The organism is Pararhizobium sp. IMCC21322, assembly GCF_030758295.1.
Lineage (GTDB): Bacteria > Pseudomonadota > Alphaproteobacteria > Rhizobiales.
Genome location: NZ_CP132335.1, coordinates 2,762,978 through 2,775,898, shown reverse-complemented (window position 1 = coordinate 2,775,898; position 12,921 = coordinate 2,762,978). Strand labels below are relative to the sequence as shown.

The window sequence follows — 12,921 nt, the reverse complement described above, 5'->3', positions numbered from 1 at the left end:
TTACCTGTTCCGACCGGGTGTGGCCTTGTCACCCTTTACCAGACATGCACATTCAATATCCAGTTGCAAATCAGATGTGGGAGAAGAGTAAATTTCCAACTACTCGGCTACAAGCGATCCGACAAAACCACGGTCATCGGATTCGCGAGCCTTACGCAGACGTTCGGCGGCTTCATTCACTTCCCGTTGACGGTTCCACATGGACGCGTAAATGCCGTCCTGCGACAGCAATTCCTGATGGGTTCCACGCTCAGCGATCATGCCGCTATCCAGAACTATGATTTCATGCGCGCTGACCACCGTCGACAGGCGGTGAGCAATCACAAGCGTCGTGCGACCTTTCGACACCTGATCAAGTGCACTTTGAATTTCCTGTTCAGTGTGGCTGTCGAGAGCAGATGTCGCTTCATCCAAAATCAGGATTGGCGGGGCTTTCAGTATGGTTCTGGCGATGGCAACACGTTGCTTTTCGCCACCGGATAATTTTAACCCGCGCTCGCCGACTTCTGTATCAAAACCATCGGGCAGGCTTTTGATGAAATCAGAGATTTGCGCCATTTCAGCTGCCTGCCTGACTTCATCATCGGTGGCATCAGGGCGACCATAGCGTACGTTGTAAGCAATCGATTCATTGAACAGAACCGTATCCTGCGGAACCATGCCGATTTGCTGTCTGACAGAGGTCTGGCTTACGTCGCGCACATCCTGGCCATCAATAAGAATCCGACCACCTGTCACATCATAAAACCGGAACAACAAACGAGAAATAGTGGATTTACCTGCACCGGAGGGCCCAACAATCGCAACCGTCTGACCAGCGGGTACTTCAAAATCCACGCCTTTCAGGATTGCCCTGTTTTCATCATAGTGAAACCGCACATCCTCAAATCGGATGGTCGCATTATTGATGATCACATCTGGCGCATCGGGCTTGTCTTCCACTTCGGGCGCGACCCCAAGAAGATTGAACATCGCCTCAATATCCACAAATCCCTGTTTGATTTCCCGATAGATCGAACCGATGAAATTCAGGGGAATGTAGAGCTGGATCAAAAGCGCGTTGATCAGCACAAAGTCGCCCAGCGTCTGTGTACCCGCCACTACGGCATTCGCCGACATGGCCATGCACACAACCATTCCGATTGAAAAAATGAGGGTCTGGCCGAAATTCAGCCAGGCCAGAGATGTGGCTGTCTTGACTGCAGCGCCCTCATAACCTTCCATGGATTCATCGAACCGTCCGGCTTCCATCTGCTCATTGCTGAAATATTTGACCGTTTCATAATTGAGCAGACTGTCGACAGACTTGCTGTTGGCCTCCGTATCGGCATTGTTCATTTCGCGGCGGATTGCGATGCGCCAGTTCGAAGCCAAGATGGTAAAGACGACATAGACAACGATCATGACCACAATCACGGCCAGATAAGTCATGTTGAAATGGTAGCCAACCACACCGGCCATGAAAATAAATTCCAGTGCGGTTGGGAACGAGGCAAGAATTGTAAAGCGGACGACCGTTTCAATTCCCTTGGTGCCGCGTTCGATGATCCGCGACAAGCCGCCTGTGCGGCGTTGCAGATGGAACCTTAAGGATAAGTCATGCATGTGAACAAACGTCTTGCGCGCAAGACTGCGGACGGCATGTTGGCTGACCCTAGCAAACAGCCCATCACGGAGCTGGGTAAAGCCAATCATCAGAATACGGCCAACGCCATAGGCAATGACCAGCATGACCGGAACCAGCAAAAACGCAGGCAAAAAGGCAATTTCCTCATCATTCCCGGCCAGTGCATCGGTGGCATATTTGTAGAGAAATGGCACAAATACGGTAACGATTTTAGCGACAACCAGCGCAGCAAACGCCAACCAGACGCGTTGCTTCAGCTCTGGTCGATCTGACGGCCACATATAAGGCCACAGATTCCGGATTGTGGATACCAGATCACCGTCTTCAGTGGATATCTGCGTGGCCGATTGTTTGTTTTTTTTGGCCGCATCGTCGGCTTTGCCAGACGCATCAATTGCAGTCATGTAGTTAGAATTCCTGATTGTAAATATATGAGCGCCGAAAATGCGGCGCGAGGACCGGGTCCTTACCCTAGGCTAATTCTTTGTTGTCTTCTTTCGGCGCAACGGCCTCACCAGATGCAGTCAAATCTGCGATCAAGGAACTGGCATGTTTGAGTTTCTGCGTGTTGAGGCAGTAACAGGATCGTGGTCCGTCGATCGTACCAACAATCAATCCCGCGTCTTTCAGCACCTTCAGATGCTGAGAGACAGTGGATTGGACCAGTGGCAGCATCTCTACGATCTCACCACAGAAACAACGGCCTTTGGAGGCCAAAGCGCGAATGATTTCAAGGCGTGCAGGATGACCCAGCGCACGCAGGACTACGGCCATATCGCAATCCCCGGCGACGCCGCCAGCGGCATTCTCCCCATGTGAGACTTCTGCTGATGGAGCAGTCTGCTTCACGTAACACCCTTTCATCGTTAGTTACCGATGAATATGGCATACGCACAGCAGCAATCAAGTGCATAAGCCAGAAGTCCGGTCAATCACACAGAAAACGTCAATAAATCCGGTATTCCTGCCTACTGCCTGACCCTATGAATAATCAGTTTGCCAAAGAATTGTCTTCCGGCACAACCAACACCTGATTTGGAAATATGGTGGCCGGATCACGAATCTGATCTTCATTTGCACTGTAAAGGATGGTGTATCGCACACCACTTCCATAGATTCGCCGCGCAATCGTCCACAAATTATCTCCTCTGCCGACCACAACCCGCTGAAGTCTGATCATCTCACGAGAGATTTTGGCGTTGTCCCGACCCGTTGCGGTGTCACCGCGAATATCATCATCAATCGCGTTATCCGGGTCGAAGGTTGCGGCCAGAGACCCCACAATCTTCGGGTCTCGTTCAAAGGGAACTTCACGGCGCGCCAGAACAGCGCCGCTGGATCGCTCGACCTGCTCTGCACGCAGAACCAATCGCCCCTTGGGCACAGATTGGGTTGTGTGGAAATGCCAACGCCCCACGGGGCCAGCAACGGTTTCTCCAATGAGCTTATTGTCCAGAAAAAGCCTTACGCTTGCTTTTGGCCGTGATGCGCCTGCTACCAGTAAATCATCTTCTCCTTCGGTTTCGACCGCCTCAATCGTCACCAATGGCTCGTCCTGCACTTGCTCCGGCACTTTTGGCTCAGGAACAGGCTCCACTGAAGCCGTTGCAGAGGCATCCGTACCATCGCCCGCCTCATTGGTTGAATCCGAAGGCACGGTCTTCGCCGATGAACTCGCATCAGGTAAGTCCGCTGGCTGCTCTGAAGCTTCCGGCCTGATCGTTGTCGCCGGACTCTGCCAGATTGCGCTGGGTTCGCCCGGTTGATCCAGCATGACAATTGCGGATTCCAAAGCCTGCTCCGGCACGGCAACCGTCACATTTTGAACCGAGACCAACGGTTCTCCGGTATCATTGGAGATACTGCGAACTGCAATCTGATGTCCGCCCTCTGACAATGGTTCATCCAGCACAAGTGCCCACTCTCCGGCGGAGTTGGCGGTCGCTCTGGCAAGCACTTTATTGCCTGACATTATTTCAATCTTGCTGCCAGGCGCTGACAAGCCGGCCAGAACTGCATTGCCGTCAGGCTCGACCCTGACAATATCAAATGTCGGCGGGGCAACCGCTTGCTGGGGCTCAGTCTTGTCGTCTGATTGTACAATTTCTGACTTGTCGTCTGATTGCGCAATTTCTGGCTCGTTCTCTGGTTCCCCAATTTCAGACGCGGTCCGGATCTGCGTCCCGACGGTCTTGGCCCTGCCAACATTGGCTGCTGACTGACGTATATTCTCTAGAGAGACTGAGCCGCTCATTATCAGAACACCGGCTGTCACCAGCCCGGCGGCACAGCAAACAGCAGCAACTGTCAAAGCCGTTTTGTTAGCACCAAGCGCCCTCATTGCGTGCAAACTATCGGTAATTCTGGAATGTAGCGTCATGGTCAGAGCAGTCCGATTTTCCAAGGCTTTCGTCTGGTATTGAACCTATTGGGTTCACAACATGCGCATCATGCGAGATGTCTGCACAAATACCAATGTTTCGTGTAACGTTATCCCGTTAACCGTTCCTAAAATGCTTGTATCACCATAACAGCTTGAAGGTTCGGATTCGACGCAGATCTTAACGCGAGTATCATTTGAAAGGTTATCAATTTTATGGGCACCATTTCTTCCATTTGTGTTTATTGCGGAGCCGGAAGCGGCACAGATCCGGCTCATATGGCCGCCGCAACAGCGCTTGGCCGTATTCTTGCGGAAGAGAAAATCCGGTTGATTTATGGCGGCGGCACGATTGGAATGATGGGTGCCGTGTCAAAGGCTGTTCTTGAAAACGGCGGACAGGTGACAGGGATCATCCCAAGATTTCTTCTGGATATGGAAGCCTCTCATGAAGAGCTGGAACGTCTTGATGAATTGATTCTGACGGAAGACATGCATGAGCGCAAACGCACCATGTTTGACAAGGCAGACGCTTTCATTGCCCTGCCCGGTGGAATTGGCACATTGGAAGAACTGGTTGAGCAACTGACCTGGGCACAGCTCGGCAGGCACAAAAAGCCGGTACTGCTCGCCAATATCAACAATTTCTGGCAGCCACTGATTGAACTGATCTCTCACATGCAGGAAGAAGCCTATATCCGGGAAGGCTTTGAAGTGAACTTTCTCAACTCAGATGATGTGGAACAAATAGTGCCGCTGCTGCGAAAAACGGCGCGTGAAACCGTTGAGGCTGATAGTGCGCTGGAGGCAATCGGGCGGCTATAGAGGCATGGGCACAGTGTGGATACTCGGAATAATTCCGAGTATGACAATGGTTCGAAGCCGAGAATCAGCGCCCGATATTGCGATTGAGTTGTTGCAATATCGATGCCCAGCGATGCACTCACATTCAATGCCGTCATACTCGGATTTATTCCGAGTATCCACGGACAAATAACCGTCGTTAGATTTCGTCTGCTAGTACCCGCATCAGCTTGTAGTTGATACTATCAAGAAGCGCCGCGAATGAAGCATCGATGATGTTTGAGGAGACCCCCACGGTAAACCATCGGTTGCCCTGCCCATCCCTGCTTTCGATGAGAACACGCGTGATCGCTTCCGTTCCGCCGTTCAGGATGCGCACTTTGAAATCCACGAGTTCCAGATCATTGATATGGGCGTTATAGCTGCCCAAATCTTTTCGAAGTGCCTGATCAAGCGCATTGACCGGCCCGTTGCCTTCTGCGACCGACATGAACTCTTCTCCGTCCACAGTGACCTTGACGATGGCTTCCGACACGGTCACCAACTCGTTTCGCGCATTGATCCGCCGTTCAATCATTACCCGAAAACTGTCGACCGAGAAAAACTCGGGGACCGAGTCCAGTCGGCGGCGTGCCAGCAGTTCGAGCGATGCATCAGCTGCTTCATAGGCATAGCCCAGAGCTTCGCGTTCCTTGATATCTGCCAGGAGGCCATCAAGCCTTTTGTCAGATTTTCTGATATTCAGACCAAACCGGTTCAATTCTGAAATCAGATTTGATTTTCCGGCCTGATCAGACACCATCACATGCCGTTTATTGCCAACACTTTCTGGCGGCACATGCTCATATGTTTCGGGCTCTTTAAGCAGTGCTGATGCGTGAATTCCGGCTTTTGTGGCGAAAGCACTGCTGCCGACATAAGCGGCTTGCGTGTTGCCAGATCGATTCAACAATTCCTCGAAAGCCTTTGAAAACGATGTGAGTTTCGCCAGAGTTTTGTCTGACACACCCACGTCAAACCGGTCAGAAAAAGCTGGCTTCAGCTTCAAAGTGGGAATGATGGAAATCAAATTGGCGTTGCCGCAGCGCTCTCCGATACCGTTCAGTGTTCCTTGAATCTGTCGCACGCCGGCTTCAACAGCGGCCAGCGAATTGGCAACCGCCTGTTCAGTGTCATCATGGGCATGAATGCCAAGATGATCTCCGGGAACGTGCTTGATGACCTCGGCAATGATCGATTTGATTTCCATCGGTAATGTACCGCCATTGGTGTCACACAAAACCACCCAGCGCGCGCCCGCGTCAAAGGCAGTTTTGGCGCAAGCCAGCGCATATTCCGGATTGGCCTTGTACCCATCGAAAAAATGCTCGCAATCGACCAGAGGCAGTTTTCCGGCAGCTTTGGCAGCTTTCACCGACGCGTCAATGCCTTCCAGGTTTTCCTTATTGGTACATGCCAACGCGACGCGCACATGGTAATCCCAAGCCTTGGCAACGTAGCAAATGGCATCCGCGCTTGCGCCCAGCAACGCCTGAACACCCGGATCATTTTCGACCGAACGGCCTGCCCGTTTAGTCATGCCGAATGCAGTAAAGGCGGCTTTGCGGGTACGCTTTTCGCTAAAGAACGCAGTATCTGTAGGATTTGCACCCGGATAACCGCCTTCGACGAAATCCACGCCCAGTTCATCAAGCATGTTCGCAATCTGAATTTTATCTTCCAGCGAAAAATCGATGCCAGGCGTTTGCTGGCCGTCGCGCAAAGTGGTGTCGAACAGATATAGGCGTTCTTTTGTCATGTTTCTTTCTGCCATTGAGTGCCATTCAGACTTGGCACTCTTTAAAATTTGAGACGTTGTCAGTCGGTTTGAGCGTTTGCCGGTGGCCAGACCTCTGTATCTGTATCCGGATGTTGGTAGGTTTTAATCGTCGCCAGAAATCGGGCCTCATCGCTCCCTACACCATTTGGGTGCGCCGGCAGATCAGCAAGCACATCAACAAATGGCTGTTTATCTGCGACGCACACCTGGACAGCAGGAGCTGCAAGTTCCGGATGATCCAAAGCGCCGATCGCTATGCCCGGCTCTGCACCATAATCATAGGTTAGCGGGGTGCCACACTCGGCACAAAAGCCGCGTTTCACCCTGTTAGAGCTTTGGAACAGCTTTGGTGCGCCGCGTGTCCATGTCAGCTCATGGGCTGTCACGAGTGGTGCATAAAAGCTGCCAAAGGCTTTTTGGCACATGCGGCAATGGCAAATCGAGGGCTCGCCAAGCTTTGCAATGCGAAACCTGACAGCACCGCACTGACAGCCACCAGAAATGGGTTTCGTTGTCATCGCTTGATCTCCCATTTTGTCTCGCGTGCGCCTGTATCTGGGTTCTTGCCGTCTTTCAGCTGAATGCCTTCGCCAAGCAAAGCATCACGAATGCGGTCTGCCTCCGCCCAGTTTTTTTCACCTAATAACCGAAGCCGATCTTCAATACGTTTGTTCAAGTTCCTTGGTGCATCCGAGAGATCAGCTTTTGTAACTGTGTCGCCTGCATATTGCGGGTTTATTTGATGACTGATCGACACTTCATGGCCTTGCACTCTCACGTGGCCACTATCTACTTTTATTACCACAAGGCCTGCCAGTAAATTGAACCCTAAAAACTCTAAACCTCCTTTGAGAAAGGCAATATTTTCAACCCCGACAAGTCGATCAAAACTTGCACGTTCTGCGTATCTTGCTATCAGCCGAAAAAACTCATTCATATTAAGGTTATCGGCCAGAGCAGCGAGAGATTCGTCAGATAATTGGCCTTCAACTTCACGGCCCCATTTTGCAAGGATACCGGTCCACTTTTTTAATTGTCTATCTGCTTGCAGCAGACGGGACACTGTCCAATCAATGGGCTGCTCATAATGGGTCTTCAACATGGCTAAACGCAATATTCGCCCATGCCATTTGCGCCCGCCAAATTTCTCGGTTTCGAGCAAATCATTGATGGTTATGAAATTGCCCAGAGACTTGGACATCTTCTCGCCCTCGACCTGCACGAAGCCGTTGTGCATCCAGAAATTGGCCATGGTGTCGGTGCCGTAAGCGCAACGCGACTGGGCAACTTCGTTTTCATGGTGCGGAAATGCCAGATCGATCCCTCCGCCATGGATATCAAACACCTCACCCAGATGTTTTGCGGACATTGCCGAGCATTCAATATGCCAACCTGGGCGACCAGGCACACTTATATCGGCAGGAGAAACCCATGATGGCTCACCGGTTTTCGATGGTTTCCAAAGCACAAAATCCGTCGGGTTTTTCTTGTAGGAAGCTACTTCAACGCGGGCACCCGCAATCATTTCGTCGAGCGGTCGCTTGGACAATTGGCCGTAATCCACCATTGAGCTGACATCAAACAACACATGATCATCTGCGACATAGGCGTGGCCGCGTTCAATCAGCTGTTCAATCAACGCCTTCATTTCTTCAATATGGTCTGTGGCGCGCGGCTCGACCGTTGGCTCCAGAACACCAAGGGCCGCAATATCCTTGTGAAACTGCACGGTCGTGCGCCGCGTAACATCTTCAATCGATACGCCCTCTTTTGCAGCACGTGCGTTTATCTTGTCATCGACATCCGTGATATTGCGGGCATAGGTGACGTGCTCCGGGCCATAGAGATGGCGCAGCAACCGAAATAAGACATCAAAGACGATGATTGGGCGCGCATTGCCGATATGAGCATAGTCATAAACAGTCGGGCCGCAGACATAGAGCCGCACATTGGCTGGGTCCAGCGGTTGAAACCGCTCTTTCTTCCGTGTCAGCGTGTTATAAAGCCAAAGATCCGGCAGTTTGTTCATTTACTTCGTCCCGAATTATTTGATCTGCAGACACATGCGTCCACAGACCTGAATAAATGGTTGCTGCGGGCCTCGCGATGCAGCTTCAAATGTCGGAAAGAAGGCACGGTTCGCGAACCAGCGGGTTGTTAACCCCTGATAATAAGTCCGCAAATACAAATTGGCTGATGCGCCATTTTATCGTCCACCGTGATTATGGTGCGCACTTAAGGCGGATTCCTGCAGGGCGTCAAGATGAAAACACCGGGACGGGTCAACGACAGTCCGGCGACAGTCCGGCGACAGGCCTGCAACAGTCCTGCATTTTTCGAAATTGAAGCGAAGTTTTCTGAACTGAATCTGAACACAGCTCTCAGGCAGCGTTCAATTTGCACCTGCCATTGTGCCTTAACAATTTAGGAGGGAACCAAATGGCCCGTTTCGTGTTTTTATTTTCGTGCATGCTGATTGTCGCAAGTGGCGTCCTTGTGGTCGCTCAATTTGACGATATCACAGGCGCTTCCAGCACCAACAATACGCACGCATCCCTAGAAACATGCATGCAGACACGCGATTTTTGCGGAAATCTATGAAAGCGTGAACATTTACGCTAAAGTGTTGGGAGCTTATGGTTTTACAACGTCAACCATATATATATTTGATGCAAATTTTTACTCGATTGACAGAGCTAATGCTTAAGTTTCCGCGTTTGTGTGGCCGATCCAGCGGTCTATTTGGTCTGGTATTGTTGCTCGGTGCTGGCATTGCCGCACCCGCCTATGCGCAATCTGCAATCTGCTATGATCTGCAGAGTCGGCTGGCCAATCTGCAAAATGGCGGCTCTGGCTCGCAAAGCCGTCAATATCGCAGGTATAATCAGGCCGCGAAGGAAATGCGGAACCGTATAGCTTCAGCTCAGAAAAAGGCGCGCAGAGCAGGCTGTCGGACTGGCGGTATTCGACTTTTCCAAAAACGTGAATGCGCTAATGCAACGGGACAAATCCGGAAGCTCCAGCGGGAATTGCGGAGAGTCGAGTCCCAGCGCTCACGTTATGGACGCAGCCCGAGAAATTCACGCCGCCAGCAGCAGGAACTCCTCGTTGCCCTTCGCCGTAACCGATGCGGGAGACGAAATGTGCTGGATGGCTTTGAACAGCCACGTTCAAACACCTACCGGACGGTTTGTGTGCGCACTTGTGATGGTTTCTTTTTTCCAATCAGCACTTCCACCACATCGCGCAATTTCGGCAAGGATGAAGCGGTCTGCAAAGGTCAGTTTCCCGGTAGCGACATGTCTTTGTTTTATCATCCACGCGGCGCAGATAATGCGATGGAACGAGCGCGAGGTGTCGACGGACGCACTTATACCAGCATGCCATACGCGTTTCGCTATCGCGAAACGTATGATCCTTCATGCAAATTCAACCGCAGCGCATTACAGCAAGCCACCCTTGGCAACGGAACTGCCGTCGCGTTCACAGCTCGCAATCCAAGAGCGGGTGAGGTCAGATTTGGTCAGAACGGTCCCGTTCCGACGCCCCGACCTGCGCTTGGTCTAGATCCGGAAACCCAGATGAACATGGCCGGAAACTTCCGCCCCAGTGGGTTGCCACTGGCCCCAGAGCTGGTGATCGACCCGAAAATTCGCGATGGTCAGCGTGTCAGGACAGTCGGGCCACAACAGTATCTCGGTCCATCAACGGCAGAAGTTTTGACATCTCCGGGCCTGACGCGGATCCAGTAACGGCTTTGCGCAAGGGCATGAACAGCCCCTTGCCTTTCCGCCCGGTTTCCGCCTTCACCGCATTTGCCCATTCCATCCAGGTTGCATGAGACCATGGTTCCTGTGGCAGTAACGTGATGGCCAAGCTTACCATTTCGCGATCTTCATCATCAATCAGAGGATCTGCACCAGACACAATGATTTGCGCCCAACGGTCTGCGTCGGTCAGTTTCTCAAGGTTGCCCTGCACTGCATCCCAAAAAAGAGCGCCATCCACGCCTTCCGGCGCTGACAATCGATCGGAAACCGTTTCATAGGGCAGCGCATGGAGCAGTTTTGCATTCAGCCCTTCAAGTTCTGCCACATCAAATCTCGCGGGCGATTTTGAAACCTTGTGTGGGTCAAACATTTTCGCAAGACCCTGCATTTCGGCTATGGGTTCAACGGCATAAGACGTCCCGATGAGGCTGGCCAATGAGGCAACAGCCATGGCTTCCATACCGGCCGTCCGCAGCCCTTCCAGAGAAAGTGAACCAAGACGTTTTGACAGCCCCTCGCCTTCCGAACCTGTCAGCAGATTATGGTGACCAAATTCTGGCGACTTGAAGCCGAGTGCCTTGAAGATGGCAATCTGGGCACCCGTGTTGGTTATGTGATCTCCGCCACGAATGACATGGGTCACGCCGAAAGCGGCATCATCGATGATGGATGGCAGCGTATAAAGCCACGACCCGTCCTCGCGAACCAGAACAGGATCAGACATGGACCCCAGATCCACCGTCTGCGGCCCGATAAACAAATCATCCCAATGGATTTCTGTCCGCTCAATGGCAAACAAATCATCCTTGTAATTCGGCAGCAAAAAGCGCCAATGGGGTTTGCGCCCCTCTGCCTCAAGCGCATCCTTGTCTTCCTGGCTTAGTTTGAGCGCCGAACGATCATAGACCGGCGGCAAGCCTCGTGCGCGGCTGCGCGACCGCTTGCGTTCCAACTCGTCCCCGCTCTCATAGCAAGGATACAAAAGGCCTTTGGCCTTCAGGTCTGCTGTGACCACTTCATAGTCAGCAAAACGAGCTGACTGGCGTTCAATGCGGTCGGGTTCAATCCCCAGCCATGCCAGATCGGTTAGAATACCATCAGCGAATTCCTGTTTGGAACGGGCTTTGTCCGTATCGTCAAAGCGCAGAATGAACTCGCCCCCATGTTGCCGGGCAAATAACCAGTTATAGAGCGCGGTTCGGGCATTGCCGATATGAATGCGACCGGTCGGGGACGGCGCAAAACGAACAATAGGGCTGGTCATACGGTGCTTGTTTCCTGTTTGGCCAAATCAGTTTCTCTTGCCTGTCTGGCGATAAAGGCTTTTGAAACGCCAAAAAGCATTCCCGAGATCACAATGCAATAGGCAGACATGGCAAGAAACTGGGTTTCCAGGGCAACGCCATAGTCAATCAGCCAGCCAATGACGCCAGGACCTAATGCGCTGGCAAAGACCATCAACGCCACAATGAGTGAGCGGATTTCCCCCAGATGTTTCACGCCGTATATTTCGGGCCACAAAGCCCCGAACAGCGTGGAAAACCCGCCCCCATTGAGGCCAAGAAGCACAAACACCAGCGGAATACTCCACGGGCTGTCAAACAGGCTGAGAACCAACAAAGCGGCAGCCAGAGGAAACAGAAAGTATGGCAGAAGCGCACGGGCGCTGAAGCGGTCGACGCAATATCCGGTAATCAGACCAAAAATAAATGTGACCAAGGCGTAGATGGAGAAACCGCTCGCAAACCAGGAAAGCTCCCACCCCTTCAGTTCAACCATATAGACCTGATGGAAGAAAATTGCCGTTCCGATAAAGGGTGGTGACAGATAGCCGAAAGACGCGATCCAGAACAAAGGATCATGGACCATTTCACTGCGCGTCCATTGCCTGATGGGCGCCACATCCCTGGTGGAAGCTGTGTTTTGCGGAACCCGGTCGCGCCCCAACAGCAACCAGAGGGCCGGAATGGCAAGCAGGATGATGACACCGGCGAAAATCAACCAGGTCTGACGCCAGTCCAGAACCGCAATCAGCAATACGACGGTCAAAGGCAGCACCGCTTCGCCAATCTGGTGACCTGTGTTGGTAATGCTGACGGCCTTTCCGCGAGTCGCATCGAACCAGCGCCCCATGGCCGTCAACGCCGTGTGGCTCATCATTCCCTGTCCGAAAAACCGAATCAGGAAGATGGTGAAGACCAGCATCGTCAGAGAGTCTGCAATTGCCATCGCTGCGCTGGCGACCCCAAGCCCAAGAAGAGCTACAGCGCCAACCTGCCGAGGAGAATAAAAATCCACAACCTTGCCAACGAAAACCATCACCGCCGCACTGCCGAGAGTTCCAAGCAGATACAGCCCTCCGAATTCACCATTGCTCAATCCAAACTCTTCGCGAATCTGACCGCCAAAGAGTGCGATGAAGAAGGTCTGGCCAAAACTGGATGAAAACGTCAGTAGCATACCGGCCACAAGCCAGGGCGCATTCTGTCGCAAAAAGGCGAGCATGCAGGCTACCTCGAAT

At 52.2% G+C, this 12,921-nt stretch carries 10 protein-coding genes; 2 read left to right on the top strand and 8 right to left on the bottom strand.

Annotated elements, in window-relative coordinates; genetic code table 11:
* Positions 1 to 99 precede the first annotated feature (99 nt).
* From RAL91_RS13150 to RAL91_RS13140, 3 genes are all read right to left on the bottom strand, one after another.
* A complete protein-coding gene (locus RAL91_RS13150) occupies positions 100 to 2,031 on the bottom strand; it encodes an ABC transporter ATP-binding protein/permease (protein ID WP_306256665.1) in 1,932 nt (643 codons plus the stop codon).
* Between the two features lie 67 nt (positions 2,032 to 2,098).
* On the bottom strand, positions 2,099 to 2,476 hold the full coding sequence (locus tag RAL91_RS13145) for a helix-turn-helix transcriptional regulator (protein WP_306256664.1): 378 nt from the start codon (positions 2,474 to 2,476) through the stop codon (positions 2,099 to 2,101).
* A 142-nt stretch (positions 2,477 to 2,618) separates the two neighbouring features.
* Complete coding sequence (locus RAL91_RS13140) at positions 2,619 to 4,031, bottom strand: LysM peptidoglycan-binding domain-containing protein (RefSeq protein WP_306256663.1); 1,413 nt, start codon at positions 4,029 to 4,031, stop codon at positions 2,619 to 2,621.
* A 192-nt stretch (positions 4,032 to 4,223) separates the two neighbouring features.
* On the opposite strand from RAL91_RS13140, the gene RAL91_RS13135 reads away from it, so the two are divergent.
* Positions 4,224 to 4,832, top strand: a complete 609-nt coding sequence (locus tag RAL91_RS13135) for a TIGR00730 family Rossman fold protein (protein ID WP_306256662.1) — start codon at positions 4,224 to 4,226, stop codon at positions 4,830 to 4,832.
* Positions 4,833 to 5,010: 178 nt separating this feature from the next.
* Here RAL91_RS13135 and cimA read toward each other — a convergent pair whose 3' ends face one another.
* Genes cimA through cysS form a run of 3 tightly spaced genes read right to left on the bottom strand, consistent with a single transcriptional unit; the run spans position 5,011 to position 8,659 of the window.
* Positions 5,011 to 6,609, bottom strand: a complete 1,599-nt coding sequence (gene cimA, locus RAL91_RS13130) for a citramalate synthase (protein ID WP_306256661.1) — start codon at positions 6,607 to 6,609, stop codon at positions 5,011 to 5,013.
* A gap of 59 nt (positions 6,610 to 6,668) precedes the next feature.
* The gene (locus tag RAL91_RS13125) at positions 6,669 to 7,148 is read right to left on the bottom strand and encodes a GFA family protein (RefSeq protein WP_306256660.1); all 480 of its coding nucleotides are present in this window, start codon (positions 7,146 to 7,148) and stop codon (positions 6,669 to 6,671) included.
* A complete protein-coding gene (cysS, locus tag RAL91_RS13120; RefSeq protein ID WP_306256659.1) occupies positions 7,145 to 8,659 on the bottom strand; it encodes a cysteine--tRNA ligase in 1,515 nt (504 codons plus the stop codon). Before cysS ends, RAL91_RS13125 begins: the two co-directional genes overlap by 4 nt.
* Before the next feature lie 670 nt (positions 8,660 to 9,329).
* On the opposite strand from cysS, the gene RAL91_RS13115 reads away from it, so the two are divergent.
* Positions 9,330 to 10,382 carry a DUF2865 domain-containing protein gene (locus tag RAL91_RS13115; RefSeq protein ID WP_306256658.1) on the top strand — a complete coding sequence of 351 codons (1,053 nt, stop codon included), beginning with the start codon at positions 9,330 to 9,332 and terminating at the stop codon, positions 10,380 to 10,382.
* On the opposite strand, the gene gltX is transcribed toward RAL91_RS13115, so the two are convergent.
* Positions 10,300 to 11,664, bottom strand: coding sequence for a glutamate--tRNA ligase (gltX, locus tag RAL91_RS13110; RefSeq protein WP_306256657.1), 1,365 nt, complete (start codon positions 11,662 to 11,664; stop codon positions 10,300 to 10,302). The two genes, RAL91_RS13115 and gltX, sit on opposite strands and share 83 nt — an antisense overlap.
* A complete protein-coding gene (locus RAL91_RS13105; protein ID WP_306256656.1) occupies positions 11,661 to 12,905 on the bottom strand; it encodes an MFS transporter in 1,245 nt (414 codons plus the stop codon). Before RAL91_RS13105 ends, gltX begins: the two co-directional genes overlap by 4 nt.
* Between the last annotated feature and the right edge of the window lie 16 nt (positions 12,906 to 12,921).